General features: G+C 66.7%; 26 protein-coding genes. 10 read left to right on the top strand and 16 right to left on the bottom strand.

The genetic code is table 11. From position 1 onward, the window contains the following. Positions 1-82 precede the first annotated feature (82 nt). The 5 genes from VSO01S_RS11035 to VSO01S_RS11015 are packed head-to-tail and all read right to left on the bottom strand — an operon-like array spanning position 83 to position 3943. The gene (locus VSO01S_RS11035; RefSeq protein ID WP_068642265.1) at positions 83-853 is read right to left on the bottom strand and encodes an SDR family NAD(P)-dependent oxidoreductase; all 771 of its coding nucleotides are present in this window, start codon (positions 851-853) and stop codon (positions 83-85) included. Positions 854-867: 14 nt separating this feature from the next. Further along, positions 868-1494, bottom strand: coding sequence for a GNAT family N-acetyltransferase (locus VSO01S_RS11030; RefSeq protein WP_084241814.1), 627 nt, complete (start codon positions 1492-1494; stop codon positions 868-870). Beyond that, entirely contained in the window at positions 1491-2600 is a 1110-nt protein-coding gene (locus VSO01S_RS11025) for a PHA/PHB synthase family protein (protein WP_084241813.1), read from the bottom strand. Before VSO01S_RS11025 ends, VSO01S_RS11030 begins: the two co-directional genes overlap by 4 nt. Positions 2601-2603: 3 nt before the next feature. Next, on the bottom strand, positions 2604-2951 hold the full coding sequence (locus VSO01S_RS11020) for a hypothetical protein (protein ID WP_153305222.1): 348 nt from the start codon (positions 2949-2951) through the stop codon (positions 2604-2606). 11 nt (positions 2952-2962) lie between these two features. After that, the gene (locus tag VSO01S_RS11015; protein WP_245684181.1) at positions 2963-3943 is read right to left on the bottom strand and encodes an alpha/beta fold hydrolase; all 981 of its coding nucleotides are present in this window, start codon (positions 3941-3943) and stop codon (positions 2963-2965) included. Positions 3944-4168: 225 nt separating this feature from the next. Here VSO01S_RS11015 and VSO01S_RS11010 point away from each other — a divergent pair, with 225 nt between their 5' ends. Continuing rightward, positions 4169-5200, top strand: coding sequence for an AraC family transcriptional regulator (locus VSO01S_RS11010; RefSeq protein WP_068642259.1), 1032 nt, complete (start codon positions 4169-4171; stop codon positions 5198-5200). Between the two features lie 10 nt (positions 5201-5210). Here the strand turns inward: VSO01S_RS11010 and VSO01S_RS11005 are convergent, their stop codons facing one another. The 3 genes from VSO01S_RS11005 to VSO01S_RS10995 all read right to left on the bottom strand — a co-directional run bounded on the left by VSO01S_RS11005 (position 5211) and on the right by VSO01S_RS10995 (position 7813). After that, positions 5211-5585 (bottom strand): YbaN family protein, encoded by a 375-nt coding sequence (locus VSO01S_RS11005; RefSeq protein WP_245684180.1) that lies wholly within the window; start codon positions 5583-5585, stop codon positions 5211-5213. 34 nt (positions 5586-5619) lie between these two features. Then, the gene (locus VSO01S_RS11000) at positions 5620-6033 is read right to left on the bottom strand and encodes a PaaI family thioesterase (RefSeq protein ID WP_068642257.1); all 414 of its coding nucleotides are present in this window, start codon (positions 6031-6033) and stop codon (positions 5620-5622) included. A 76-nt stretch (positions 6034-6109) separates the two neighbouring features. Beyond that, a complete protein-coding gene (locus VSO01S_RS10995) occupies positions 6110-7813 on the bottom strand; it encodes a tannase/feruloyl esterase family alpha/beta hydrolase (RefSeq protein WP_084241811.1) in 1704 nt (567 codons plus the stop codon). Between the two features lie 172 nt (positions 7814-7985). Here VSO01S_RS10995 and VSO01S_RS10990 point away from each other — a divergent pair, with 172 nt between their 5' ends. Further along, positions 7986-8471 (top strand): MarR family winged helix-turn-helix transcriptional regulator, encoded by a 486-nt coding sequence (locus VSO01S_RS10990; RefSeq protein WP_068642252.1) that lies wholly within the window; start codon positions 7986-7988, stop codon positions 8469-8471. Between the two features lie 54 nt (positions 8472-8525). Here the strand turns inward: VSO01S_RS10990 and VSO01S_RS10985 are convergent, their stop codons facing one another. The 3 genes from VSO01S_RS10985 to VSO01S_RS10975 form a co-directional block, all read right to left on the bottom strand. Then, on the bottom strand, positions 8526-8882 hold the full coding sequence (locus VSO01S_RS10985; RefSeq protein WP_218002338.1) for a hypothetical protein: 357 nt from the start codon (positions 8880-8882) through the stop codon (positions 8526-8528). Between the two features lie 338 nt (positions 8883-9220). Then, the gene (locus VSO01S_RS10980) at positions 9221-10357 is read right to left on the bottom strand and encodes a hypothetical protein (protein WP_153305219.1); all 1137 of its coding nucleotides are present in this window, start codon (positions 10355-10357) and stop codon (positions 9221-9223) included. A 14-nt stretch (positions 10358-10371) separates the two neighbouring features. Continuing rightward, on the bottom strand, positions 10372-10869 hold the full coding sequence (locus VSO01S_RS10975; protein WP_068642248.1) for a DUF4365 domain-containing protein: 498 nt from the start codon (positions 10867-10869) through the stop codon (positions 10372-10374). Positions 10870-11182: 313 nt separating this feature from the next. On the opposite strand from VSO01S_RS10975, the gene VSO01S_RS26680 reads away from it, so the two are divergent. After that, positions 11183-11677 (top strand): winged helix-turn-helix domain-containing protein, encoded by a 495-nt coding sequence (locus VSO01S_RS26680; protein WP_218002337.1) that lies wholly within the window; start codon positions 11183-11185, stop codon positions 11675-11677. 258 nt (positions 11678-11935) lie between these two features. Here VSO01S_RS26680 and VSO01S_RS10970 read toward each other — a convergent pair whose 3' ends face one another. Beyond that, positions 11936-12439, bottom strand: coding sequence for an antitoxin Xre/MbcA/ParS toxin-binding domain-containing protein (locus VSO01S_RS10970; protein WP_068642246.1), 504 nt, complete (start codon positions 12437-12439; stop codon positions 11936-11938). 282 nt (positions 12440-12721) lie between these two features. Between VSO01S_RS10970 and VSO01S_RS10965 the strand changes: the two genes are divergently transcribed. Then, positions 12722-13651, top strand: a complete 930-nt coding sequence (locus tag VSO01S_RS10965; protein ID WP_068642244.1) for an alpha/beta fold hydrolase — start codon at positions 12722-12724, stop codon at positions 13649-13651. Between the two features lie 40 nt (positions 13652-13691). Here the strand turns inward: VSO01S_RS10965 and VSO01S_RS10960 are convergent, their stop codons facing one another. The 3 genes from VSO01S_RS10960 to VSO01S_RS10945 form a co-directional block, all read right to left on the bottom strand. Beyond that, positions 13692-16511: an ATP-binding protein gene (locus tag VSO01S_RS10960; protein WP_068642242.1), complete on the bottom strand. Its 2820-nt coding sequence runs from the start codon at positions 16509-16511 to the stop codon at positions 13692-13694. A gap of 1179 nt (positions 16512-17690) precedes the next feature. Then, positions 17691-18440, bottom strand: coding sequence for an SDR family NAD(P)-dependent oxidoreductase (locus tag VSO01S_RS10950; RefSeq protein WP_068642238.1), 750 nt, complete (start codon positions 18438-18440; stop codon positions 17691-17693). 34 nt (positions 18441-18474) lie between these two features. Further along, positions 18475-18942, bottom strand: a complete 468-nt coding sequence (locus VSO01S_RS10945) for an Ohr family peroxiredoxin (RefSeq protein ID WP_068642236.1) — start codon at positions 18940-18942, stop codon at positions 18475-18477. Between the two features lie 117 nt (positions 18943-19059). Here VSO01S_RS10945 and VSO01S_RS10940 point away from each other — a divergent pair, with 117 nt between their 5' ends. From VSO01S_RS10940 to xth, 3 genes are all read left to right on the top strand, one after another. Next, on the top strand, positions 19060-19974 hold the full coding sequence (locus VSO01S_RS10940) for a LysR family transcriptional regulator (RefSeq protein ID WP_068642234.1): 915 nt from the start codon (positions 19060-19062) through the stop codon (positions 19972-19974). Positions 19975-20174: 200 nt separating this feature from the next. Continuing rightward, positions 20175-20552 carry a hypothetical protein gene (locus VSO01S_RS10935; protein WP_068642232.1) on the top strand — a complete coding sequence of 126 codons (378 nt, stop codon included), beginning with the start codon at positions 20175-20177 and terminating at the stop codon, positions 20550-20552. A 115-nt stretch (positions 20553-20667) separates the two neighbouring features. Continuing rightward, complete coding sequence (gene xth, locus VSO01S_RS10930; RefSeq protein ID WP_084241808.1) at positions 20668-21606, top strand: exodeoxyribonuclease III; 939 nt, start codon at positions 20668-20670, stop codon at positions 21604-21606. Between the two features lie 29 nt (positions 21607-21635). Here xth and VSO01S_RS10925 read toward each other — a convergent pair whose 3' ends face one another. Then, positions 21636-22997 carry an erythromycin esterase family protein gene (locus VSO01S_RS10925; RefSeq protein ID WP_068642230.1) on the bottom strand — a complete coding sequence of 454 codons (1362 nt, stop codon included), beginning with the start codon at positions 22995-22997 and terminating at the stop codon, positions 21636-21638. A gap of 324 nt (positions 22998-23321) precedes the next feature. On the opposite strand from VSO01S_RS10925, the gene VSO01S_RS10920 reads away from it, so the two are divergent. From VSO01S_RS10920 to VSO01S_RS10910, 3 genes are all read left to right on the top strand, one after another. Beyond that, complete coding sequence (locus VSO01S_RS10920; RefSeq protein ID WP_068642228.1) at positions 23322-23762, top strand: CBS domain-containing protein; 441 nt, start codon at positions 23322-23324, stop codon at positions 23760-23762. A gap of 197 nt (positions 23763-23959) precedes the next feature. After that, positions 23960-24184 (top strand): hypothetical protein, encoded by a 225-nt coding sequence (locus VSO01S_RS10915; protein ID WP_068642226.1) that lies wholly within the window; start codon positions 23960-23962, stop codon positions 24182-24184. Between the two features lie 93 nt (positions 24185-24277). Next, positions 24278-25545: S1C family serine protease (locus tag VSO01S_RS10910; protein ID WP_068642224.1), on the top strand; the 1268-nt coding region annotated here is incomplete at its 3' end.

Here is a 25545-nt window from a genome sequence, read left to right as displayed (position 1 = left end):
AGTTCTAGATGCACACCACGATCGTTGCGTGGGGTCGCAGTCACGTACGCCAGCGCCGCGACACCGACACGTCGCATCTCGCCTACAACGACGAGCAAAGATGCCCGCCATCCACCGGCACGCAAGCCCCCGTCATCCACGAGCCCGCTTCAGTGGCCAGCAGCAGGAACAGGCCGTCCAGTTCCTCGGGCCGTCCCAGCCGCCGCATGGGAATGCGCTTGATCAGCGCCTTGCCGTGGTCCGTCTCCCACATGGCCTCGGTCATCTCGGTGCCGATGTAGCCCGGCTCGATGGCGTTCACGCGGATGCCGTGGCGCGCCCATTCCAGGGCGAAGCTCTTGGTCATGTGCACCACGGCCGCCTTGGAGGCCGAGTACGGCGTGATGCCCGCCATGACGCGCTCGCCTTGGATGGAGGCGATGTTGATGATCGAGCCGCCCCGCCCCAGCCACTTCCAGCGCCGGGCCGCGCGCACCGACACCAGCCACACGCCGCGCACGTTGACGTCCATCACGGCGTCGAAGGTCTCGGTGGGCAGCTCCAGCGACAGGCCGTCGCCCGCCACGCCGGCGTTGTTGACCACCACGTCCAGCGGGCCGCCGCTGGCATCGATGGCGCCGAAGGCGGCGTCGACCGAGGCTTCGGACGCCACGTCCATCTCCAGCACCGTGACCTGAGGCGAGCCCAGGTCGTGCAGCTGCTCGGCCAGCGCGTCGAGCCGCTCCTTGCGGCGCGCGGCGATCACCACCCTGGCCTTGCAGCCGGCGGCCAGGCGGGCGAAGTTGTCGCCCAGGCCGGACGATGCGCCGGTGATCAGCACGCGCTTGCCGGCCAGCATTGCACCCAGATCCATAAGACCTCCTCCTTTCAGCCGCCGAGGGCTTCGCTCATTCCATACAACACGTTGCGCGCGGCCACCGCGCGGACGTCGTGGGCCAGCAGCACCAGGTCGTGCGGCCGGCCCTGGCGGTCGATCACGTGGCCGACCAGCAGCGCCTCGGCCTTGAAGCCCAGGTCCTCGAACACGGCGATGGCGGCGCGCTGGTCGGTGGTCATCTGCGCCACCAGGCGGGTGAGCTCCAGTTCCAGCGCCTGCGCGAAGCACTCCTGGATCAGCACGCGCCCGAGGCCCCGGCCGCGCCAGTCGGGCGAGGCCAGCACGCGCAGTTCGCCCACGTGGCGCGACCAGCTCAGCGGGTCGCTGAAGATGGCGGTGCAGCCGACCAGCGTGCCGTCTTCCGTGCGCGCCACCAGGCTGGCCAGCTCGCCTGTGTCGATGGCGCGCATCCAGGCGTCGAGCACCTTGGGGTGGCTGATGTCGCGGCGCAGAAACAGCAGGTCGTGCGGGGGCAGCGTGGCCACCAGTGCGGCCAATGCTTCGCGGTCGGCGGTGCGCAGCGGCGACACCTCCAACTGCGCGCCACCGCAGTCCACCTGGCGCGGGTAGCGGCGCGTGCTGCTGCCAGTGATGCTGCTGCTTTCCTGCTTGCTCATAGCGATCTTCCTTCCAGCCATTCATCCAGCGCCGGCCACATGCGGCGCACCGCGTTGGCGCCGGCCGCAATGCTCACGTGCCCGCCGGGCAGCACCACTTCCTGCTTGTCGCGCGAGCCCGCCCGCTGCACCAGCGGATGCGCGCACTCGGGCGGAACGATGTGGTCGTACTGCGCGATGAAGTGCAGCAGCGGCACGCGTATGCGCGACAGGTCCACCACCCGGCCGCCGATCTTCAGCGTGCCCTTGTGCAACGCGTTCTCGCGCAGCAGCTCGCGCGTGGTCTGCCGGAAGTAGCCGCCGGGCAGCGGCAGGGTCTCGTTGCCCCAGCGCTCCATGCGGCGGAAGCCCTTCACGAACTCGTCGTTCCAGAGGTTGTCCCACAGGCGCATCTGCCCTGCCGCCCGGCTGGCGGGCCGCAGGGCGTCGAAGCCCGACATGACGATCTCGGCGGGCACCACGCCCACCTGCTCCACGAAGCGGTCGAGGTCGAAGCTGCGCTCGTCCGACATCGACCGGAACAGCGTCATGCGGCTGAAGTCGACGGGCGTGGTGAAGCACACCAGGTTCTTCACCGGCCCCTTGGGGTGCAGCGCCTGGTAGATGGCCGAGAGCATGCCGCCGGCGCAGTAGCCCACCAGCGTGAGCTCGTCCTCGCCCGAATCGGCCTGTACGCGCCGGATGCAGTCGGGGATGAAGTCCAGCACGTAGTCGTCGATCTTCAGGTGCCGCTCGTCATGCCCGGGCGCGTTCCAGTCGATGAGGTAGACGTCGTAGCCGCGCTCCAGCAGAAAGCCGACCAGGCTCTGGCCCGGTGCCAGGTCCAGGATGTAGGCCTTGTTGGTGGGCGCCATCACGAACAGCAGCGGCACGCGGTAGACCTCGCTGGCCACCGGCTGGTAGTGCACCAGCTCCAGCGTGCCGCGCCGGTGCAGCACGCGCTTGGGGCTGCCGCCCACCTCCGGCGGCGGCGCCGCCATCAGCTCCAGGCTCTTGAAGGTGCGCTGCACGGCCCGCTCCACTTCCTGGCGCAGGCGCTCGGTGAGCGCCAGGTCGACCATGGGCAGCCCCGGTGTCGCAGCCGCTGCGGTGCGCTCGGCGGACATGCGTCAATCCTTCTTCTTGGCTGCCGCCGGCCGCCGGGTGCGGGCCGGGCGCGACGATGGCGGCGGCGCTGCAGGCAGCAGGCGGTCCAGCTTTTCTTCGACGCGCGCCAGCGTGTCGGCCAAGGCGGCCACGTCCTTGCGGCTGGGTAGGTTGGCCTTGCGCAGGTAGGCGTCCAGCAGGCGCTCGAGCATGCTCTGCATGCCCAGCGATGCGGTGGAGACCTGGTGCATGGAGCGCACCACGTCCTGCGATTCGAGGCTGCCGGTGGCCAACGCGTTGACGTCCTTCTCCAGGCGCGTCAGGGCCTCCCGCCACAGCTGCATGGGGTCGGGAAAGAGTGATCCGGACATGGGCGTGCTCCTCAGTCCGTCCAGACCGCGTGCTCGGCCACCGCGGCCACGATGCGCGGCCAGGCCCAGGCGGGCAGCTCGTGGCCCATGCCTTCGATGCTGAGCATGCCGGCGCCGGGCACCGCGGCGGCCACGTCGCGGCCGCATTCGATGGGCACCAGCGGATCGCGGTCGCCGTGGATCACCAGCGTGGGCGCATGCAGGTGCGGCAGGCGCTGGCGCCGGCTGCCCGAGGCCAGGATGGCCGCCAGCTGGCGCGCATAGCCGGGCGGGTTGATGCCGCGCCCGTACGCGCGCTCGGCGCGTGCGGCATCTCTCTCTGCGTCTTCCGGCGTGGTGGCCGTGCCGCGCAGGATGCGCATCACCCGCAGGTAGCGTTCGATGTACGCCTCGCGCCCGGTGGGCGTGGGGTTGAGCAGCACCGACAGCGCCTCCTGCGTGGGCGGCGGCAGGCCCGGCGCACCGCTGGTGGCCATGATCGACACCAGCGTGCGCACCCGTCGCGGATGCCGCAGCGCCATCTCCTGGCCGATGGCACCGCCCATCGAGGCGCCCACCACATGCGCGCTCTCGATGCCCAGCGCGTCGAGCAGGCCGGCCGCATCGTCGGCCATGTCGGCCAGCGTGTAGGGCACGCTGCCGGGCCTGATCGGGAAGCCACCCAGCGTGTGCGCCAGCAGGCCGGCGATGTCGGGCACGCCGCCGTGCTCGATCCGGGTGGACAGCCCGACGTCGCGGTTGTCGAAGCGGATCACGCGGTAGCCGCGCGCCGCCAGCATGGCGCAGAAGCCCTCGTCCCAAGCGATCATCTGCGTGCCCAGGCCCATGATGAGGAGCAGCGCCGGGGCGCTCTCCTCGCCGAAGCTGTCGTAGGCCAGGTCCAGCCCGTTGGCATGGACGAAGCGCGCGGCTGCAGGCGCGCCCGTTTGGCCGGGCATGTGGCTACCGCCGATGGGCGCGCTGCCCTGCCCCAGCATCTGTTCGTGTTTCAAGCCTTGTCTCCTGTCTCGCTTGCGAAACGCCCGCGGCTCCCACGCTTCGGGCTCGCTTCGCAAGCTCTTGTTCTGGCGGCGATCTTTTCGCAGCCGCGCCACAGGAGAAAGGTTCTTTGGGGCCGCCGAGCGGTGAGTTCAGGACAAGCGCGCGGCCACCCCACCGAACGTCTGTTCTTTGTACTTATGATGGCCGCAAGAGGGCTTCGAAGGAGACAGACAGACATGCAACGCCCCCCGCTCGACTTTCAGGCACGCGTCTATACGCCGCACCGGATCACCACCGTGCTTGCCACTTTGGTCGAGGATGGGATCGCACCCGAAGAGGTGCTGGCCGGCAGCGGCCTCGACGACGCGATGCTGAAGGAGCCCGGCGCGCGCGTATCCTGCGACCAGATCTGCAAGGTGTTCCGCAACGCGCTGCGGCTCACGCCCGACCCGACCATTGCGCTGCGCGCGGGCTCGCGCATGCGGCTCACCTCCTACGGCGTGTATGGCTATGCGCTGCTCAGCAGCCCCAGTGCCGAAGAGGCCATCGACCTGGCGGTGCGCTACCACCGTATGGCGGTGCCGGGCCTGGGCCTGAGCTTCAACCGCGAAGGCTCGCACGCGGTGTTCCAGTACGAGGTACTGGCCACGCCCGACCCCACCGACCCGCTCTACCGCTTCATGCTGGAGTTCACCTTCGCGGCGCACCAGGCGCTGGCGCATGACCTGTACGACAGCAACTACCGCTTCTCGGCCGTGCGCGCGGCCTACCCGAGCCCGGCGCATGCCAGCGCCTACCGCGTGCTGTTCCATTGCCCCGTGCAATTCGACCAGCCGGTGAACGAGCTCAAGCTCGACCCGGCCCGCGTGGGCCTGCCGCCGCGCCTGCCCGACCCCAGCACGCACCAGGCGGCGCGCGAGATGTGTCAGCAGGTGGTGGCCGGCATGACGCAGAGCAACGGCATCGCCTCGATGGTGCGGCAGGCGCTCATCGAGCACATGCCCTGGCGCTTTGCCAACCTGGAAGCCATGGCGCGCGAACTGTCGATGGAGCCGCGCACGCTGCGCCGCCGGCTGGAAGCGCAGGACACCTCGTACCGCCAGATCCTGGCCGAGGTGCGGCGCGTGCTGGCCATCGAGTACCTGCGCAAGACGCGCATGACCAACGAGGAGATCGCCAGCCGGCTGGGCTACAGCGACGCGGCCAACTTCCGCCACGCCTTCGTGCGCTGGACGGGCAAGTCGCCGCAGGAATACCGGCTGGCCTGATCGCGAGAGCCTAGGGCTCCGGCCGGGTCCACAGCCATGCCGCCACGGCGGCCATGACCAGCGGCACCACGATCCTCACGGCCATCGGCAAGGGCGCGAACTGCAGCCCGGTGGCGCTGATGACCATCATGGCGATGGCCGCCAGCTTGGCGCGGCGCGGCACGAAGCCGCCCTGGCGCCAGCGCTGGATGTGAATGCCGTAGGTGGGGTGCCCGAGCAGCCAGCGCTCCAGTTCGGGCCAGCCGCGGCCGCCCGCCCAGGCCGCGGCGATGATGAACGGAACGGTGGGCAGCACAGGCAGCACGACGCCGAGCAGGCCCAGCACCATGAACACCACCGCCAGCGTGCGCCAGAGCCAGGTCGCAATGCGGGCGTCGATCTTCAAGTGCGCACCATCATCCGGCGTGGGCTGCTGCTGCTCACAGGTCCGCCAGCATGCCGGTGGACGTGGCTTCGGCGGCCAGCTGGCCCTCGGCGTTGTAGAGCACCGCCTGCAGGAAGGCCACGCGCTTGCCCCGCCGCACCACCCGCGCCTCCACGCGGCCTTCGCCCGGGCCGACCTTGTCGTAGAAGCTCACCTTGATCTCGAGGCTGAAGACGGACTGCTTGTGGCCCGTGTCATGCATCACCGCATGGGCCATGGCGGCGTCGAGCCAGGCCGTGATGAAGCCGCCCTGCGCGATGGTGCCGTTGGTGTGGCAGTACTCGCGCCGCACGGTGAAGGCGGCCGAAAGGCGCTTGTGCTCGGGCTCCCACCCGGTGACGTGGAAGTTGCCCATGGATTCGCACAGGGCCTGGCCCGAGCGGATCCGTTCTTCGAAGTTGTCGTCCATCGTTGTCTCAATCGCTGCTTGCTGGCTGAACCGGCAGCGATTGTGGCCCCAATGGCCGACTCCCGACTTTCCAGCGCTACACGCAGCTGAAGCTGTCCGCCGCGTCCAAGCTGCCGCCGCCCTTGTAGCGCGCCACCTTGGGGTAGGCGCACAGCGGGCGCTTGCGGTCGGCCGCCCAGTCAGCCGGCACGTCCGCATTCACGCCGCCGGCATTGCCGGGGCCGCGTGCCGAGGCCACCACCGATGCGGGCGCCTGCCCCTTCTCCACCCAGGCCACCAGCGGCGTGAGCATGTCGAACTGGTCGGTGGCCGGGCCGCCGCTGCAGTGGTTCATGCCGGGCACCTGGTAGTAGCGCGCGAAGTTGGTGGCATCGCCGGCGTTGGCGGCCGTCAGCTCCTCGTACCAGCGCTTGGTGTCGTCGCTGGAGAAGATCGGGTCGCTGGTACCGTGGTAGACCAGGGCCTTGGCGCCGCGCTTCTTGAGCGTGCTCAGGTCCGCGGGGTTGGGCGGCGTCATGAACTGCAGCGCGTTCTCGGTGTACAGCGCATTGGTGGTCGTGATCTTCGCCAGGATGGTGTCGATGTTGGCCGTGAGCGTGAAGTTGGGGCCGTTGAAGCCGGCCTGCGCCTCGGGCGGCACCTGCCAGATGAAGGCCGTGGCGCCCGAATCCAGGTTGAGCGAGTTGTTGAACTTCCAGACCGCCCAGCCGTTGGTGCCCAGGCCCGAGTCGTACGGGAAGCTGGAATAGAACTTCTTGCCCGCGCCATCCACCGCGCCGGCAAACAGCTGGCCGATGCGCTGCTTCTGGTCCGCGCTCAGGCAGGTGCCGTCACGCGTGCCCGAGCAGGTGGGCACGTCGCGCTGCAGGTCGAAGGTGGCCTGGCATGCCGAGGTGCTCTGCACCAGCCCGTCGGTGGCGCCGTCCAGCGCATCGCACTTGGCCAGCACCGCCTTGGACACCAGCGCGCGCTCGGCCGGCGTGAAGCCGGTGCCCAGGTCGCCCGGCGTGGTGGCCAGCGCGTTGTAGTTCTGCGCGCCCACCATGTTGGCGGCGGCGGCCAGCGGCAGGCGGAAGCCCGGGTTGCCCACCAGGTAGCCGTCGTAGTCGTCGGGGTAGCGGGACATGGCCACCATGGTGTGGCGCCCGCCGTTGGAGCAGCCGCCGATGTACGAACGGTCCGGCCCCTTGCCGTAGGCCGTGGCAATCAGCCGCTTGGCCATGGGCGTGAGCTTGGCCACCGCCTGGTAGCCGTAGTCCAGCCGCGCCTGCGGGTCGATGCCGAAGAAAGGCGTGGGCGCCGGGTGGCCCGCATCGGAGCTGATCACCGCAAAGCCCATGTTCAGCGCGTTGTCCAGCGGGCCGCCGCCGCCCACGGGGCCGGCGGCGGTGCCGATGTTGCCGTCCACGCCGCCGTTGGCCTGGTAGAAGAAGCGCCCGTTCCAGTTGATGGGCAGGCGCATCTCGAAGCCGATGGCATAGGGCTGCCCGTCCACCGTGCCGATGCGCTCGAACATCTTGCCGCGCACCTGGCAATGCGCCGGCACCGGCTTGCCGGCCACGGTGAGCGTGCCCGCCGCAATGGACGTGGCCGCGGAGATGGTGGTGTTGGCAAAGCCGAAATTGGCGAGCGCCGCGCAGTTGTTCAGGGTGGCGCCGGTGGCCTCGCCCAGCACGGGCAGCGACGACGAGGGAGGCGGCGTGGTGATCCCGCCGCCACCACCACCGCCGCACGCGGCCAGCACGGTGGCAACCACAACCAGGGATGCAGAGCTTTTCAAGATAGGTCTCCTTGCGACGACGCTCGAGATTGGCGTCTCCTGCCTAATTTACTTAAGTATGTTCAATAACTATTTAGCGTTTTCCAGTAGACACCATTCATGTTCCCGGCGCTTGGCCAATGAATACCATTAAGTACCTGAACTACCTGCCGGCACGCCACAATCGACCCCGATGTCCAAGAGCCGCAGCAGCCTTCCCGCCGACACCACGCCCGCCGGGCGCCTGAGCGAAGCATCCCTTCATCTGTTGCTGGGCTACCAGCTGGCGCAGGCCTCCATCGTCACCAACGCCGTCTTTGCCGAGCAGGTGGGCGCGCCATTCGAGCTGCGGCCGGTGGAATACACCGTGCTCGCCCTCATCCACGAAAACCCCGACGTCTCGGCCACCCGGCTGGCCAAGGCGCTGGCGGTGACAGCGCCCAACATCGCGGCCTGGATCGACCGGCTGGAAAAGCGCGGGCTGGTGCAGCGCATTCCGCACGCCACCGACCGGCGGGCGCAGCACCTGCGCACGACCCGAGAAGGCGCGGCGCTGGCGAGGAAGGCCACCGAGTCTGTCCTTGCAGGAGAACAGGACGCGCTGGGCAGTCTCAGCCAGGGGGAGCGGATGATCCTGGTGGAGCTGCTGCACAAGGTGGCGACCTGCCGGGGCGGCTGAACTGCCGCCCTGCTGTGCCCGGCGCCCTGCCCTGCGGCGCGCTCACACGCGCGCTCACATTCCCATCTCGTTCGTGCCCCGGGTCGCGGTGGGCACGCCCGTGGTAGTGGTGTTGGTGGTGGTGGCGCTGTCCGTGTTGTCGTCCAGCTCGGTCGCCGGCCGCGCGCCCTCGGCGCCGCTCCACTTGCGGATGCCGTCGCGCCCTGCCGCCGCCCGCAGCAGCAACGCGCCGCCGGCAGCGGCCTGCAAGACGGCTGCCGTGCGGCCCGGCACGATCAAGGCGCTGAGGATCAGGCCGATGCCGCCTGCCAGGGCGGCCGTGTGCTCGTGCGGCATGCTGTGCCGCCGGTCGTCGCATTCAATGGCTTCTCGAACCCAGCCGCGCAGTGTGTCGCTGGTTGTTCCGCTCATGGTGCCGAAGGTTGTTGTCCGCATGGGTGCTCCTGCTCGGGTGTGGCTTGAACGCTCCATGCTTGCACTGCGGGCGGGAGGCGGGTGTAGGAGAACACTGCGTCGGCGCGTGTAGCGGAAGCCCCGCTGCGAGGTCACCCGTACGGGCTGCTGCAGACTGGTTGCAGTCCTTCATGAGCGCTCGGCTGTGAGGCAGTAACGCTGCTGATAGCAGACCTGCAAACGGCCATTTGCGGGTTGACCTCTCACCGGGTTCTGAGTGAAGGGGTGGGGTGAAGAGCCTTACCGCTGCCAGACGACCCTTTTCTCAACCAAGCGCTCACCTGCAACCCTGAGCGCTAGAACAGATCGCCAGGGCGAATGACGCGGAAGTCTGTCGGATTTAGGACCTTCGCCGTGCGTGCGGTCACATGAACGTCCCCCGAGACACGGACGATCTCGTTGGCACGATGCGCTGTGACGGCTTCGAGGTAATCGGTCTTCCCAAGTTCGACCGAAACGTTCTTGTCCACACCCCGAAGTGTCGCGGCGATGGTGACCGTGCCACTCTCGTCTCCAGGCTTCCTATCAAGTCGCTTTATGAAGCCGGAGACCACAATCCCGTCGACTACGTAGTTGTCTCTATAGTACTCAGCAGCCGCGACGATGCTCGACACTCCCATCGAATCAAAAACGAACGTCATGGGTTCAATGTGGGGCTGGCCGCTCTTGGCGTGAGCAACAGAAACCTCGAATCCTCGTGTCCTCTCGCTGCCACTAAAGCCTACAAGCGCGTCGCAGAAGTTCGCACTGACGCCCTTCGAAACGGCGGCATCAAAAACTGTCAGATCGGCCTCGTGCACGAACGAATCAACTGCTGTGCTCAAGGCGGCCAAGCTTGATGTCAGCGTGTCGCTGACCACGCTGGAAAACGATGCGAGCGGAATCGTCTCCATGTTGTTCGTGGCTGGAATAACAGACGGAGCGATGACATTCACGATGTAGCTGCCTTCTTCGGTCTGCCCAAGTCGAAGGGAGGCGAGGTACTCAACTGCTTCTGGCGGGCGCGGGCCTTCAAAGTGTTTGCGTTTCGAAATCGTGGATAGAGCGACAGCGGCCATTAGGTCCCGTGCCTTCTGGTTGAGCAAAACACCGTCCTCCAAGGGGATCGTGCCGCCATCAACGTCGCTGTGGAACACGCGAATCCGAACGGTATCGTTCGCGGTCCCAGCAATCGCGTTCGCAATTTCGAGAGGGCTGCGACCTTCAAAGGCTCCGAGGACGCCGACGGCGTCAAGCATTCGGGCGCTGAAGTCTTTTGCTCGTGTGGACTCAGGCAGGACTACTTCGGCGTCCTCGCTGTCGGGCCGATGCCAGATCGTTGCGAACTTCCCGAGTTCGCCATCTTCAAACCAGCCGCTCGCCCCTAGGTACAGCCGAAGGTGCATCGGGCCTAACCCGTCGACCTGGCGTAGTAGTACGTCGCGCTCCCTCATGCGCGCATCTCGACTCATGCCCATTCCCCATTGCTTGCCTTGTCCAGCAGGGCTTTCAACGTTTCTGTCGTCAGTCGCTGCGACAAAGGCACGTCGATGGTGACGCTTGTCGTGTTATCGGTCGCCGGGTGGTCCTTGATGGATACCCAGTAGCACGTGTGGTGCAAGGACATGTGATCTGGATGGTGTTGAATCCAACCTTCGATTGGAGGCACTTGCATGACCACTAGATAGCGCGGGCAAATGAGGTCATCGCCGCGCAGGTCGTCATAGTTTTTCCTCGGGAGCGGAAACTTGATGACCTCCCCAGCGACGTTCGCGCCTGCTGTGCACTTGAGTTGCAGCTGGATTGTCGGGTTGCGTAGCTTCCCTCCTTGCCAGCCCTTCGCGGCCAGTTGCAGGTCAACGCTGTCGTCATCGACGTCTGGTCGGCTTGAATTCAGTCCGGCCTGAGCGGCCATTGCGCTCAGGTAGGCGATGTTGAACTGCTCCATACGCTTGCCGATGTCCATTCGCCGCTGCCTTTTTGTTCGGAGCCTTCGACCCTAACATCGTGCGCGGGTTCTTGACGAACTGTAATCGAGCGCAAGGTGCGGAATCGCACGGTTAGCTGCTCCATTTCGTTGCTGGTCCGGCTAGGCGGAGGACTTCGAGGCTTGCTGCGTGCCCGGTAGGCTCCTACACCAGGAACGCGAGGGGCCATGGGGGGATTTCGGAGCTTTGGGCTAGTCAGATACCCTTCGAAGAGTCGCAAAAAAAGTAACTTGTCACAATATCACAAGGAAACTATGATTCGCTTATCACTTACTCTCTGAGGCAATCATGATGGCGACCATCCGTATCGACGATGAGGTTTTTGAGATGCTGAAGCAGCTTGCAGAGCCATTCGTCGACACCCCAAACACGGTTATCAGGCGGCTGCTCGAAGGTCAAGGTGGCGCGCAATCAAAGCAGGTAGCCGTGGAAGCTCGACCTGTCGCTCCGAAGACCAAAGCGAAGCGTGGCTCTCGGACGCCCCAGGCTACATACGAGACGTTTCTCCTGCATGTGCTGGGGACCAAGTTCAAAGGGCGAGCGAACAAGGATGAGGCATCCACAGCAGTGATCGAAATGATGGAAGCTCGGGGACTGCTTGAAGCCGCTGCTCACGAGATGGTCTCAACCGGTGAGACCAGGGCAGAAAACACCGTAGCGTGGGCGAGGAACGCCCTTAAGGACCGAGGTTTGCTCAGCCACCAGTCCCCAAGGGGTACATGGGAACTCACTCCCGAAGGCATCAAGGCCGCAAGAGAAGTTGTTCTGCCGCCATCAGATAAGTGATGCGGGCAACCTGATGTCAGACCTCGAATACGCCAGAAGCGTCATATTCATGGCTTGCATTAGAACCCGAACGCGTTTGGCGCTGGCAAGAGAGTAGGGCGCTGTGAATGTCTTATGCGAGCTAGTTTGCGGTCTTGCGTGTTTACCGCCCTGGACGTCGGCTAACGCTGCCATGCCGCTCCAGGCGCCCCGAGCACGAAATATGTAGGCCGCTCGGTGCCCCATCGCACCTTCTAGCACTGGTCGCTCGGAGGAGCCTCAGGGGTGAGCAACTGAGCGATCAACCCGGGCCGCATCGCGCACCAGGTCCGGCCGCGTCGCCAACAAGTCTGCGGGCGCGACCTCGCCCAGCCAGGGGTTGGGGTTCGCGAACCATCGGGCAAGCTCCCAGTCGTCAAGAATGTCCAGCAGCTCGGTCAGGACGTGCGCCATGCCCTCTCGCAGTTGCATGGTCGAGAGTTCGAACTGGAACAAGGGCACGAGCGTCTTTGCCTCCCAGGTAAAGCTGAGCGCGGTCCGAGTGACGATCCAGCGCGCCACTGTCGAGACGGCCTGCCGCGAGTGACGTTGAAGCAGCGCAGCTAGTTCGTCGCCGGTTACGACGCCACCACTGCGGTCGAACCCGGCGATCAGGCTTTCATATTGAAGCTTGCGCGGATTGCTGTCGGCGGCTGCGACCAGCGGGTCCGCCGGATGCTGGTCGCGGTGCATGAGGATGCGTGCCTGGGTGGCTTCGGTGCGTGGGCGCGGCCTGTCCGGCATGAGGTGGTCTCCACGGAGCCGAAGGCCCCTGACCTGCGATCGTGACAGCGCCGTGTGCGCCTCACCAGTGAACCGACGTGAATCGTTGTAGGGCCATGGAGTTGTTGGCGAGTTGGCGTTGACGCTGATTCACGCAAACTCACTCGCCTGTCCGGCCTTCGCAGCTGAAGCTGGAGGCACTCGCTGCTTTCCCGATGTCCGGGCGGGCATGCGAGCTCAAAGACTGCACCGCCGTGCACTTCGCAACCTGGCGGAGCCAAGGAGTCAACTATGTCGAGATCAATGAAGAACTTCGTGGGCGCGGCTGTGCTCGCTGTGGCAGCGTGGATGGCCGCAACACCGTTGGCGCTGGCGCAGCCAAAGGCACTTCCCGCTGCCTTCAAGACGCAGGAGATCAAAACCAACGGGACGACCCTTCACGTTCGTGTCGGCGGCTCGGGCCCTGCCGTCGTTCTCCTCCACGGTTTCGGGGACACCGGCGACATGTGGGGACCGATGGCAGCCGAACTGGTGAAGGACCATCGCGTCGTCATTCCGGATTTGCGTGGCATGGGACTGTCCGCCAAGCCGGAGGGCGGCTACGAGAAGAAGAACCAGGCCCGGGACATTCGCGGCGTGCTCGACGTCCTTGGCATTGATCAAGCCGACATCGTCGGGCATGACATCGGCGTGATGGTTTCCTATGCCTATGCGGCGACCTATCCAACCAAGACGACGAAGCTCGTGGTGATGGACGCGCCGCCTCCCGGCATTCCACCTTGGGAGGACGTCGTCCGCAACCCCAAGCTGTGGCACTTCGACTTCTACGGCGACGATGTGTTGCGCCTGGTGAAGGGGCGCGAGCGCATCTTCCTGGATCGGTTCTACAACGACTTCGGCGGCGACCCGTCAAAGATCGACGAGGGCACCCGCAATCACTACGCGCGGCTGTATGCACGCCCCGGTGCCATGAAAGGGGCGCTGTCGCAGTTCCACGCCTTCCGCGCGGATGCAAAGGACAACCAGGAGCTGATGAAAACCAAGCTCACCATGCCGGTACTGGCGATCGGTGGCGAGAAGTCCTTTGGCAGTCTCGAAGCCGTTGCGATGAGAAATGCCGCGACGAACGTGACGGAGGTGGTCATCCCTCGCTCCGGCCACTGGCTGATGGAAGAGGAACCCGCGGCGACCGTCTCGGCCGTCAAGGCCTTCCTGTCGTCCAGCAGCAATTGAGGGCGAAGATGCGCCGCAGGAGTGCCCAGGCGGCGCAGGTTCAACTGGACACGACCGTTCGAGCCAGCCGCAGGTCCGCCGTTTCGAAGCCTTCGGTGAAGCGCGCATGGATCGGCGCCACCAGCTCACGTGCTTCGGAGAATCGGCCGCGACCGATCCAAGCGCGCGCCAGACTGAGGGCGGCGCGCAGCTCCCAGGCCAGTGCCCCTTGCCGGCGCGCGAGATCCATCGCGCGCCGGAATGCGTCTTCTGCCGCCATGCCAGGCTCTGGATCGCGCTGTCGCATGAGGTATTCCCCTTGCTTTCTCAGGATCTCCGCGCTAGACCACTCGCACGCGCCCGAGTGCAGGCGGTTCTGCGTGACCGCGTGATGCCAGAACGGGGCCACGCTGGCCATGCAGTCGAGCTCCTTCGCGTTGATGGTCTGGATGACAGGCATGCGCGGGGCCGCGTGACTCGCTTGCGGCTCCTCGCGGAACGCCTCGACCACCGCCGAGAAGGACCGTGCCCACGACCCCCAGTACGGGGAGTGCCCCTTGCGTGCGACGACCGTCATCTGGTGAACCATGTCGTCGGCCAACGCCGTGTCGCCGCGCCACAGGGAGATGGGGATGGCCGCGAAGCCGAGGGTCTGCAGTTGCGCGTGGCAGTGCGCCTTTTCCGCCAATGCAAGGCACTCGTCGGCCATGCGCGCTGCGCGATCCGGAAATCCCTCCAGCCAGAGAATGCGAGCCAGCACGATACGCATCGACACGCCGCGTGGCACCGCGCTCGCGTATTCGGGTGGCAGACGGAAAGTCTCGCGTGACAGCGTGCGTTCGGCAAGCAGCCGCGCCTTGCGGTGGTCGCCCATGAAGTGGTGGCATTGGGCGAGCAGTCGCTCGGCCAGGACGACGCCACCCGCGTCCTGCGACTCTTGCGCAATGCTCAGCGCATCCTGCGCCGTGCGCATGGCAGACGCGTAGTCGCCGTTGACGAAGGCACTGAGCCAGGTGCAGTACCGCGCGCCGATCCGCGAGGTTGGGTCCGCAAGGCGTTCGGCCAGTTCTGTCGCGCGCGACAGGATGGCTAGCGTCGGCCTACCGCTCCAATCGGGCTCCAGGCTCGGCCAGGTCAGCTTGAGGTTCAGGCGCAGTTCCAGGTCAGGGCGGGGCGGTTTCAGCTGGCGAATAAAGGCCAGGGCGCGCTCGATCCGGACGGTTTGTTCCGCCAGGAGACCCAGCTCGTGCAGCGGCAAGGCGTTGACCATGACCTGGATACCGATCTGCAGGTCACCCCCTTCAGAGAAGCACCAGTCGAGCGCTGCCCGGATGTCTGCCACTTGGCTGGCATGGGCGGCCATCCAGGGCATGCGGGACATGGCGTCGTAGTCGGCGTCCGCGACGACGAGCTCCTTCTGCATTTCCAGCGCGTGCCGCCGGGCCACGGGTCCGTGAGCCTCGGCTTCGGCGAGCTTTTGCGCTGCGAAGGTGCGGGTCGTATCCAGCAGACGGTAGGCCGCCGGAACTCGAGAGGCGTCCACCGAGATTAGCGATTTGGTGGCCAGTGCAAGGACGGCCTCCAGAACGTCCGGGTGCCCCAGCTGCTCGTCGCTTGCGACAGCCAAAGCCGCCTCCAGGCTGAAGCTGCCACAAAAGATCGACAAGCGCCTCAGCACGATCTGCTGCGGGGTGGACAGCAACTGGTAGCTCCAGGCCAGCATGGCCGACAGGGTCTGGTGCCGGGCTGGCGCGGTCCGGCGCCCGCGAGAGACCAGCGCCAGGTGGCTGCCGATGCGCGAGCTGAGTTCGCGCACGCCCAGACTCGGCACGCGCGCAGCGACGAGTTCGAGGGCCAGGGGAAGACCATCGAGCTGGCGGGCGAGGGCAATGACGTCCTCGACGTTGTGCTCGTCAAGGTTGAACCCTTGCTCGCTCGCCGCTGCCGCCCGGGTGACGAACAACTCGATCGCCGAGTACTGCAAGGCCTGGCGGGCGGTGACCGCCTGTTCCGGCCGAGGCAAAGCTAGCGGAACGAGCAGGTGGGTGCACTCGCCGTTCACGTTGATGGGCTCACGGCTGGTCGCGAGAATGCGCACCGGCGTCTGCTCGAGCAGTTGCTCGACCACACAGGCCACCGCATCGATGACGTGCTCGCAGTTGTCCAGCACGACAAGAACGCTCGTGTCGCGCAGTGCCATGGCCAGTGATGGGACGGCGTCTTGGGCCGAGATGACAAGATCCAGGGCGCCCGCAATGGTCGACGCGACCAGCGCGCCGTCGCGGATGGGCGCCAGGTCGACGAAGGCGGCGCCTTGTGGGTAGTCCGCGCTGCAATCCTGCGCGAGTGCACGAGCAAGCGTGGTCTTGCCGATTCCGCCCGGCCCCGCAATCGTGACCAGCCGATGGACCTGGAGGTTCTCCTTGAGCCTGGCGAGGGTTTCAGTCCTGCCGATGATTTGAGGATGAGCCGGGGGAGGAGGTCCTCCGTGGCGCTGCGAGGCCGAGGCCTGGGATGCGGAGGCGTTGCCGCGAACCACTGGCGCGACAAAGCAGTAGCCACGGCCGGGCACATTCTCGATGAAGCGCATGCCATGCTGACCATCGCCAAAGGCTCGGCGCAACGACGAGATGTGGACGCGCAGGCTGGTTTCCTCGACGACGGACCGGGGCCAGACCTGTTGCTCTAGTTCACGCCGGCTGACCACCTCGCCGGCGCGATCGAGCAGCGCAACCAGCAGATCGAAGGCACGTCCGCCCAGCCGTATCACCGCGTCCCCAAGGACCACGCAACGCCGGTCTTTCAGCAGTCTGTAAGGACCGAAAGCAAAGTCGAATTCTGCCGACACGGTGGCGCTGGGCACCGGAGAACCGTCGCTCATGGGTAGCATTCTTGCGGATGGGGCGCCGGAGCGGAAGTCCGACGGGAAGTCTAGTGGGCTCGACTCACGCCGTCATCATGAACGCCCCCGGGCGATGGCGGGTGTGAAAAGTCGTGAATGTTGCCGAGGCGCGCCTGCAAGATTCCCTTGGGCTCCTCTCCAAGAGAGGCGAGGCGGCGGGGAATTGACAGAAAAGCGCCGGATTGCGGACGCTCGCGTCGCAAACTGAAATGGCGGCTTGCGCTGCGAACTGGCTCAAAGTAGATTGGGCCTTAAGCCAGCGCAACCTGCCTCGGCAATTCCCCTTGAACGACCCACTAGGTCCTGTCGTGGATCCCCGGGGTAACCGTAGTCGCCTGGATTCGGAGTCCGTGAGCGGTCCAGGCTGCGCCAAGTAAATCGATGACGCCGAACAGCAATAGTTGCGCGGGCGCAGAGAACGCCAGGACGAGCATCAGGCACAAGCCGGCGAACAGAATACGGCCGCGAACGGAAGCGCGAAAAAAGTCGACCGCGCCGGCGGTGCCACAGGCCCAGTAATAGTACCCGACGACGACTGCTAGCACCCCCACGACTCGGATCCAAACCTCGTTTGGCGCCGGTAGCCCTAGTGGCGCGAGCGTTAGGCCCGGAGCAATGGCAAGCGCGATCCCAGTGAGGACCACGTAGATGCCGAAGTAGCGGATGCTGCGCGTTGCTGGGTGCATGTGTCCCTCCGCGTTCTTGCTGATGTATGCAAAAGGTACCGGCGTTCGGCGGCAAAGGCGGCGGGGGTTTACCCGAAACTGCCTGGCGCGCCATCGGCCGCGAGAACGGCGAGTGGGTTCGTGGAAGAAGAACTGCACAGGCATGGATCAATGACGCCATGGTCGCGACGCTTGCCCCCGACAGGATCTGATGTCGTTGCAAAGGAGGAGCATGAATGTCCCTTTGGCGCCGGTCTGCCGCCTTCGAAGTTCTTAGAGCTAAAGGACCGCAAACGCTGCGCATGGGCCACTTCACACCTCTTGTGCCGCTTTGGTCGGCAAGCGTCGACGGATCCGAGGCAAGCGGTCTCAAGCTGGATTCAGGCCGCGGGGGAAGCGCCAGCTGGGTCCCGGGTTCTCGGCGTCTCGAGACGCCGGGTTGCCAACCTCATCAGGCTTTCAAACCAGCCTCCGTTGCTGTCGAGTTCGGTGGTCATGCCCCCGCGCCACCGTCGACATCGAGCGATACGCCTGTGATGAAGCTGGCGTCGGGCCTCGCGAGGAAAGCCACTGCCGCCGCGATTTCTTCGGGCCGGCCGTAGCGGCCGAGGGGAATGGCGGCCTTCTGCACGGCCGCGAAATCGCCGCCCTGCGGATTCATCTCGGTATCGACCGAGCCCGGCTGCACGGTGTTGACTGTGATACCGCGCGGGGCGAGGTCGCGCGCCCAGCCGCGAGTGTAGGCGGACACAGCTGCTTTCGTTGCTGAATAGTCGGCCACTCCTGGCCAGGGAGTGCGATCGGCGGCACCGGAGCCGATCGAGATGATGCGCCCCTGATCGCTGATGAGAGGAACTGCCGCGCGCACGGCTGCAGCGACGCCGCCGACGTTGATTGCGAACTGGCGATCGAAGGCCGCGACGTCGCTGTCGGGCGCGCCGACCTGGCCGACCACGAACACGCCCGCGTTGTTCACGAGAATGTCCAGCCTGCCGAAATGCCGGGCGGCATTGTTCACCAGCGCTTCAACCTGCAGTGGGTCTGCCTGATCGGCCTGAAAAGCTGCGGCGCGCACGCCCGCTTCCTTCAGTTCCTTGACCAGCGCCTCGGCGCGGTCGGCAGATGCCGAATAGCTGATGGCGACATCAGCGCCGTCATTAGCCAGGCGGCGGGCGATGGCGGCGCCGATGCCGCGTGAGCCGCCGGTGATGAGGGCGACCTTGTTGGCGAGGGGTTTGAACATGCTGTTCTCCGAGAGGGTGAGCGGTGGCGAAAAGCTACGCTGCCAGGGCTTCCGCGGCAACGATGCTCGTGGTGACATCGATGTTGCCGTGAACGGCCTTCGAGTACGGGCACATCTGGTGCGCCGCATGCGCAATGGCCTCGGCCACGTCCGTTGCGACACCCGGCATGCAGACGTCGATGCGGGCCTGGATGAAGTAGGCGTGCCCGGTCTGGCCGAGGTCGACTTCGATGTCGACCGACATGTCGGAGGGCAGCGCCACCTTCCTCGCCTTGGCTGCAACGCCCAGTGCACCGGTGTAGCAGGCCGACCAGGCTCCGGCGAACAACTGCTCCGCCGTCGGATGCAACTGGATCGCCTTGAGCGTGATTTCATTGCCGGCCTTGCCAGGAATCGACATCTGGATGTCGACGCGGTCATCGTCGCGCGAGGCGCCCTCACGGCGGCTGGCCGTCGTATGGGTCTTGCCCGTCAGCAGCACGGTTTGGATCTTGGTGGTCATTTCGGAATCCCTTTCAGTTTGGGTGAGTTGCGATGGCATGAAGTGTCGGATCGCACCCCGCGCTGACCAAGACGGTGGGCGGGACATCTTTATTTCCAGTTCGCCAATAATCCGACGATGGACCAGATCGCAGCCATGCGCGTGTTCGCCCGGGTCGTCGAAGCCGGCACCTTCACGCGGGCGGCCGACTTGCTGCAGATGCCAAAGCCCAGCGTGACCAAGCTGGTCCAGCAACTGGAGAGCCACTTGCGTGTGAAGCTGCTGCAGCGCACGACGCGGCGTGTCACGGTGACGCCGGAGGGCGCTGCCTACTACGAGCGCATCTCGCGGGTGCTGGCCGAGATCGATGACATCGAGGCCGATGTCACCAATGCCCAGGCCAGCCCCAGGGGCCGTCTGCGTGTGGACATCGGCTCTTTGCTGGCCAACCAGATCCTGATTCCCAGGCTGCCGGCGTTCCACGCGCGCTACCCGGACATCCTGCTCGAGCTTGGCGTGAGCGACCGGCCGGTCCACTTGATCGGCGAAGGGGTGGATTGCGTGCTGCGCGGCGGGGTGCTGAGCGACCCGTCGCTGGTGGCTCGCCGAGTGGCGCAGATGTCCTACATGACCTGCGCGACGCCCGACTACCTGAAGCGCCACGGCACGCCCGCGACGCCGGCAGATCTGCTCGACGGGCATCGGGTGGTGAGCTATCTCTCGTCGAGCACGGGGCGTCCATTTCCGCTGCGCTACGAACGCGGCGACGAGCGCGTCGAGATCAATGGGCAAGCCGTCATCGCCGTCAACGAAAGCACGGCCCACCTGACGGCGCTGCTGACCGGGCTTGGCGTGGCGCAGACCTTTGCCTTCATGGCGAAGCCGCACGTAGAGAGCGGGGCGCTGGTCCAGTTGCTGGCCGACTGGGAGCCGCCGCCGATGCCCGTGTCAGTGGCCTACCCAACCAGCCGGCACATGAGCGCCAAGCTGCGCGCGTTTGTCGACTGGACGGTGGAAGTGTTTGCGCCCTACGGTTCCGTCCGTCGCCGATGACACGACGGGGTAGGGGAACAATGAATGGCCGCAGGGGGGGCAGCTTGCGGTCATTCGCGCTCACCGAGTCGGAGGACCGCTATCGCTGCGAAGCAGAGAGCCGCCGGCCACGAGCGCTTTGCGCAGGACACTTCCCAAGACTCTCTCGTTGGTTGGAACTCGCGCTCCTCGTTATACTGTATGTTCATACAGCTATCGCCATGTTCTGTGCCGTGTACCGCCTTCGCGCCCGGGGTCAAAAGCTGGAGCGCGAGGTCGTGCAGCGCCACCCCGTGCACGGCGAGCTGCTGTTCACCGAGCGCCTGCACGACTCCCGGCCCGGCCGCAGCGTCATGGTGGCCATGCTGCTGCGCCCCGATGGCGAGAGCTACGTCATCCCGGTGCTGGACCGCGCCCGGGTAACGCGCATCCGCGGAAAGGGCGTGCTCATCGCCGGCACTGAAGTCAATCCGCGCGGGCGCGGACTCAAGAACATCAAGGCGGACCGCTATCGCCAGACGTGGTGGTGCGTGCCGGCGCCCTCGCCCACTTCGCCCCACACTTCGCCCACCTCGCCCCCTTGCGCCTCTCCCGGCTGACGCAGATGGCGTCGAGCAAGGCAGGACGTGGGCCGTCATACAGTTGCGGCCCCGACGCGCATCCGTCCATGCCGGTTGACCACCATGCTCATGCAATCCTGCAAGATTCGAGACCATGCGCGTCGCGACCTGGAACATCAACAACGTCATCCGGCGGCTGGACCTGCTGTGCAGCTGGCTCGAGCGCACGCGCCCGGACGTCGTGGCGCTGCAAGAACTCAAGACGCCCACGCAGGATTTCCCGCTGCAGCGCCTCCAGGCCCTGGGCTATGGGTGCCTGGCTGTCGGCCAGCGGACCTGGAACGGCGTCGCCCTCCTCGCCCGCGGCCACGAACCGCTGCCGGTCGCGACCTCGCTACCGGGCGACGCCCAGGACAAGGAGGCTCGCTATGTCGAGGCCGCCATCAACGGCGTGCTGTTCGCCTGCTTGTACCTGCCCAATGGCAACCCCCAACCTGGCCCCAAGTTCGACTACAAGCTGCGCTGGTTCGAGCGGCTGCGCCAGCGAGCGCAAGCGCTGTGGGAATCGGGGCAGCCCGTCGTTCTGATGGGCGACTGGAACGTGGTGCCCACCGACGCCGACATCTACAAGCCGGACACCTGGCGGGATGACGCGCTCCTGCAGCCGCAGCCGCGCGAGGCCTTTGCAGCCATCCTGTCCCAGGGCTGGACCGATGCCCTGCAAGACGCCAGGCCCAAGGACCGGTTCTTCACCTTCTGGGACTACCGGCGCAAGCGCTGGGAACGCAATGCAGGCTTGCGCATCGACCACATCCTGGTCGGCCGGTCTTTCAAGGTCGAGAACGTTGGGGTGGACCGCGAGGAGCGCGGCAGGGACAACGCCAGCGACCACGCGCCCGTGTGGGCGGAGCTCCGGCCCACCAGGTCAAAGAGGACGCCGCTGGCAGCCAAGCGCACGAACGAGCCCGATGGCCCTGTCCCGGCGAAACGCCGCGCACCGGCTGCCAAGTCCGCGCCCAGGTCCGCGCCCAAGTCCGAGGAGCGCCCAGAACCGCTATCGCACTACAACGCCAAGCGCGACTTCACCAAGTGAGGGGACGAGCAAGTCCAGGACCCGCCTGGCTACTTTCCCGACGGATAAGTCTCCGGCACCTCCCGCGCCGCATCCCAATGCGCACCCGCATCCAACGGCTGCACCGCCCGCGTCCGGTCGATGTGAATCACCGCATCAAACTGCTGCGGCAACTGCGCAAAGAAGTAGTGGCTGTGCCGCTCCGTCTCCGGCCGGTAGATCACGCCGATGGCGCGCTCCAACCTGGGCGCCTCCAGCCCCTGCACATGCGGCCCCTCCCGCAACGGCAGCACAAACCGGCCGATGCCGGCGGCATGCATGAGGTTCTCATAACTGTCCGGCCGCGAAGGCCGCACCTGCTTGCGCTGCGCCGGCGCGCCCCAGTCCGATGCGGCCGTCACGCTGCCGTCGTGCGTGGTCCAGCCCACCAGCACCGCGTCATCGCGGCCGTGGCGCTCGCGCACGAGCTGGCCCAGGTTGAGTTCTCCGCGGCGCTGGCCCATCTCGGTGGCCCGCGCATTCCCCAGATGGGAGTTGTGCGCCCACACCACGATCTTCGGTTGCTGGCCGACCGTCTTTGCCAGATGCCGCTCCAGCGCCTCCAGCGTCTGGGCCATGTGCTCGTCCCGCAGGTTCCACGACGACACGTCGCTCATGTACATGGTGCGGTAGTAGGTCTCGGCGTTGCCCACCAGCCGGGCGTTCTGCTCGGCGTCGAAGGCGTCTTCGGCATCGGCCTGGCCGGCAGTGCGCACGTCCTCCGCAATACGGCGGCGCAGGTCGACCAGGTTGGCAACCACCTGGTCCTCGCAGCCTTTCATGCCGCGCACGCCGGTCAGCAGGCCATAGAGCTGGCTGTCTTCGCCAAACTGGTCGAAGCACGCATAGCGCTCGCGGGCCAGGGCGGCGGCCTGCGGATGGGCAGATTCCAGGTAGTCGAGCACCGCGTCCATCGAGCTGTGCAGGCTGTACAGGTCCAGGCCGTAGAAGCCGGCGCGGCCGGGCGGTGGCCGCGCCAGGTTGTGGGCGTGCAGCCAGGCGACGAAGTCCAGCACGTCGGTGTTGCGCCACATCCAGGTCGGAAAGCGCTGGAAGCCGCGCAGCGATTCCTCGGGCGAGGCGTCGTCTTTCTGCTGCCCCAGGCCGCGCACGAAGCGGTTGACGCGGTGCGCGTCGGGCCAGTCCCCTTCCACGGCCACCGCATGAAAGCCCTTGCGCTCGATCAGCGCCTGGGTGATCCGCGCCCGGCCGGCATAGAACTCGTGGGTGCCGTGCGACGCCTCGCCCAGCAGCACGATATGCGCGTCGCCGATGAGGTCGACCACGGCCTGGTAGTCGTCGCCCTTCTCGTCCAGCGCCAGCGCCGCCGAGCGGATTGCGTTGACCAATTGCGCGTCATCCTGGGTCGTCATCGCCCTGCGCTTCCTTTCTTGCTGCGGGGCTCAGCGGCACGCCGCCGAACCTCGGCCAGCACGGTCTGTCTGTGCGGCAAGCGTCGTTCCCGCTGCGGTCCCGGCCCGTCCGCGCCGGCCTCTGCCGCCCGCTGCGCGCTGCAACAGTTGCCGTCAGGAATGCCGCAAGTGGGGCGGGTTGCGCAGCGCACAGGCCCCGAATCCAGCGCCAGCGCGGGGCCGCCCGCAGGTACGCGCCTTGCCGCATGGTGGTTCGTCATGCCAAGGGCCGCGTGCGCCCGCAACCCCTTGGCGTTCCATCAGGCGCAAGAAGGAGTTTTTCGAATGAAAGTCCGTGATGCGATGAGCACCGACATTGCGCTCGTCAGTCCCGACGAGACCATCCAGGAAGCCGCCCGCGCCATGGCGACCCGCGACGTGGGCGCCCTGCCCGTCGGCGAGAACGATCGCCTGGTGGGCATGGTGACCGACCGCGACATCGCCGTGCGCGCCGTGGCCCGGGGCCTGCCTGCGGAAACCAAGGTCCGCGAGATCATGTCCTCCGAGATCCGGTACTGCTTCGATGACCAGGACCTGGACGACATTGCCGCGAACATGGGCCACATCCAGGTGCGGCGGCTGCCCGTGGTCAACCGCGACAAGCGGCTGGTGGGCATCGTCTCCATCAGCGACGTGGCCGCCTGCGAAGACGAGAAGAAGACCGGCCGCGCGGTGGCCGGCATTTCGACGCCCGGCGGCGCACATTCGCAGCAGGCGATGCACTGAGCGAAGGCGGCGGCAAAGGCCGCATGGCCTGCTGCCGCCTCCCGTCCATCTGAAGAAGCAATAGGCCGTAAGACCGACGCCCCTGGCTTGAAAGCCAGTCAAGCTGTCTCGTCCTCCCATTGAGGGACGAACTGCCCAGTTGCGGGTGGCAGTCTCCTCACCCAGGCGCTGGAAAAAGAGCGCCAAGGAGGCTCGCCATGCTCGACACGTCATCGGCCATCCACACCGCCATCGCAGGCTGGGAGCTGCGCTTCGAGCCCCTCTTTGCCGGCCATCGCGGATTCGTCTTCCCATGCGATGCGCAGGGCCAGGTCGACATGAACAACCTGAGCGAGCGGGCGCTGCAGAACTACCTCTACGCCCGCGCCATGATGGGCCGCGAAACCGCCTGGCCGCGGGTGCAGCCCAGCCTGATGCACTGACAGGACGCGCCGGCGGCCGCCCGCCGTCGATCGGCCGGCACACGGCGCGGCGGCTTTCGGGAATTTGCAAGGGCCGGGCGCAATCCAAGCGGCATGGCCCGCGCGCTCATGCCGCCGCTGCTGATGACGATGTTGCTTTCCCTGGCCGGTGCTGCCTTGCTGGCCGGCGGGGGCGTTGTCGCGCAGCCGGCCTGGGCACAGCACCATCCCGCCGTCAAGGCGGCCGCCGCCCCGTCATCCGTGCAGCAGGGCCACGGCTTCTCGGCGCTGGTGGCCAGCCGCAGCGCCGCGGTGGTCGAGATCCACACGCTGCGCGGCTGGCGCGGCACCTCCGACACGGACGCAGAAACCGGCGCCGAGTTCATGCCCGACGGCGAATTCGCCGACCGCCTGGCATGGCCGCTGCCCACGGGCACGCCGTATGCGCAGGCACCCCAGGTCCGAGACCTGGCGTCCGGCTTCATCGTCGCCGCCGACGGCCTGATCATGACCAGCGCCCACGTGCTGGCCAACGCCGAGGAAGCGCAGGTGCGGCTGGCCGACGGGCGCCGCTTTGGCGCACGGCTGGTGGGCAGCGACCCGCGCGGCGACGTGGCGCTGCTGCGCATCGACGCGCACGGCCTGCCGGTGGCGCCCATCGGCAGTTCGTCGCGGCTGCGACCGGGCGACTGGGTGGCCGCCATCGGCTCACCGTTCGGCTTCGGCGGCAGCGTGACCAGCGGCGTGGTGAGCGCCAAGAACCGCTTCATCGGCGGCGCGGGCGAGGTGCCCTACATCCAGACCGACGTGCCCATCAACCCCGGCAGCTCGGGCAGCCCGCTGTTCGACAGCCGCGGCGAGGTGGTGGCGCTCAACTCGATGATCTACACCGGCTCGGGCGGGTTCATGGGCGTGTCGTTCGCCGTGCCCATCGACCTGGCCATGCGGTCGATGGCGCGGCTGCTCTCGTCGGGCGGTAGCGTGCCGCGCGTGCGTCTGGGCGCGCAGTTGCAGGCGCTGACGCCGCCGCTGGCCCAGTCCTTCGGCCTGCCGCAGGCGACCGTCGGCGTGCTGGTGGCCAAGGTCGAGCCCGGCGGCGCGGCACAGGGAGCCGGGCTGGCCATGGGCGACGTGGTGACGGCCATCGACGCCCGCCCGGTCGCGGCCTTGCCCGAGCTGCTCCAGCAGATTGCGCAGCGCATGCCGGGCAGCAGCAGCACCCTCACCTACTGGCGCCAGGGCGCCCTGCGCAGCGCACAGGTGCAATGGATGCAGGACCCGGGTGCCGCCGTCCATGCTGCGCCCGCGGCAGTCATGGATCCGGCGGCAGCGCAGGACGGGCTGGGCCTGCGCCTGGGCGAGCTGCCCGCGCAGCGGCGGCA

This window comes from Variovorax soli NBRC 106424 (assembly GCF_001591385.1).
GTDB lineage: Bacteria > Pseudomonadota > Gammaproteobacteria > Burkholderiales > Burkholderiaceae_C > Variovorax > Variovorax soli.
Note: the sequence above shows the minus strand (reverse complement) of the source record. Positions and strands in the feature narration are given on the sequence as shown.

What these genes read in the sequence shown, in the direction of transcription:
- VSO01S_RS11035 (WP_068642265.1), bottom strand. Translation starts at nt 853, where the DNA reads ATGGATCTGGGTGCAATGCTGGCCGGCAAGCGCGTGCTGATCACCGGC.
- VSO01S_RS11030 (WP_084241814.1), bottom strand. Translation starts at nt 1,494, where the DNA reads ATGAGCAAGCAGGAAAGCAGCAGCATCACTGGCAGCAGCACGCGCCGC.
- VSO01S_RS11025 (WP_084241813.1), bottom strand. Translation starts at nt 2,600, where the DNA reads ATGTCCGCCGAGCGCACCGCAGCGGCTGCGACACCGGGGCTGCCCATG.
- VSO01S_RS11020 (WP_153305222.1), bottom strand. Translation starts at nt 2,951, where the DNA reads ATGTCCGGATCACTCTTTCCCGACCCCATGCAGCTGTGGCGGGAGGCC.
- VSO01S_RS11010 (WP_068642259.1), top strand. Translation starts at nt 4,169, where the DNA reads ATGCAACGCCCCCCGCTCGACTTTCAGGCACGCGTCTATACGCCGCAC.
- VSO01S_RS11000 (WP_068642257.1), bottom strand. Translation starts at nt 6,033, where the DNA reads ATGGACGACAACTTCGAAGAACGGATCCGCTCGGGCCAGGCCCTGTGC.
- VSO01S_RS10990 (WP_068642252.1), top strand. Translation starts at nt 7,986, where the DNA reads ATGTCCAAGAGCCGCAGCAGCCTTCCCGCCGACACCACGCCCGCCGGG.
- VSO01S_RS10985 (WP_218002338.1), bottom strand. Translation starts at nt 8,882, where the DNA reads ATGAGCGGAACAACCAGCGACACACTGCGCGGCTGGGTTCGAGAAGCC.
- VSO01S_RS10980 (WP_153305219.1), bottom strand. Translation starts at nt 10,357, where the DNA reads ATGAGGGAGCGCGACGTACTACTACGCCAGGTCGACGGGTTAGGCCCG.
- VSO01S_RS10975 (WP_068642248.1), bottom strand. Translation starts at nt 10,869, where the DNA reads ATGGACATCGGCAAGCGTATGGAGCAGTTCAACATCGCCTACCTGAGC.
- VSO01S_RS26680 (WP_218002337.1), top strand. Translation starts at nt 11,183, where the DNA reads ATGGCGACCATCCGTATCGACGATGAGGTTTTTGAGATGCTGAAGCAG.
- VSO01S_RS10970 (WP_068642246.1), bottom strand. Translation starts at nt 12,439, where the DNA reads ATGCCGGACAGGCCGCGCCCACGCACCGAAGCCACCCAGGCACGCATC.
- VSO01S_RS10965 (WP_068642244.1), top strand. Translation starts at nt 12,722, where the DNA reads ATGAAGAACTTCGTGGGCGCGGCTGTGCTCGCTGTGGCAGCGTGGATG.
- VSO01S_RS10960 (WP_068642242.1), bottom strand. Translation starts at nt 16,511, where the DNA reads ATGAGCGACGGTTCTCCGGTGCCCAGCGCCACCGTGTCGGCAGAATTC.
- VSO01S_RS10950 (WP_068642238.1), bottom strand. Translation starts at nt 18,440, where the DNA reads ATGTTCAAACCCCTCGCCAACAAGGTCGCCCTCATCACCGGCGGCTCA.
- VSO01S_RS10945 (WP_068642236.1), bottom strand. Translation starts at nt 18,942, where the DNA reads ATGACCACCAAGATCCAAACCGTGCTGCTGACGGGCAAGACCCATACG.
- VSO01S_RS10940 (WP_068642234.1), top strand. Translation starts at nt 19,060, where the DNA reads ATGGACCAGATCGCAGCCATGCGCGTGTTCGCCCGGGTCGTCGAAGCC.
- VSO01S_RS10935 (WP_068642232.1), top strand. Translation starts at nt 20,175, where the DNA reads ATGTTCTGTGCCGTGTACCGCCTTCGCGCCCGGGGTCAAAAGCTGGAG.
- xth (WP_084241808.1), top strand. Translation starts at nt 20,668, where the DNA reads ATGCGCGTCGCGACCTGGAACATCAACAACGTCATCCGGCGGCTGGAC.
- VSO01S_RS10925 (WP_068642230.1), bottom strand. Translation starts at nt 22,997, where the DNA reads ATGACGACCCAGGATGACGCGCAATTGGTCAACGCAATCCGCTCGGCG.
- VSO01S_RS10920 (WP_068642228.1), top strand. Translation starts at nt 23,322, where the DNA reads ATGAAAGTCCGTGATGCGATGAGCACCGACATTGCGCTCGTCAGTCCC.
- VSO01S_RS10915 (WP_068642226.1), top strand. Translation starts at nt 23,960, where the DNA reads ATGCTCGACACGTCATCGGCCATCCACACCGCCATCGCAGGCTGGGAG.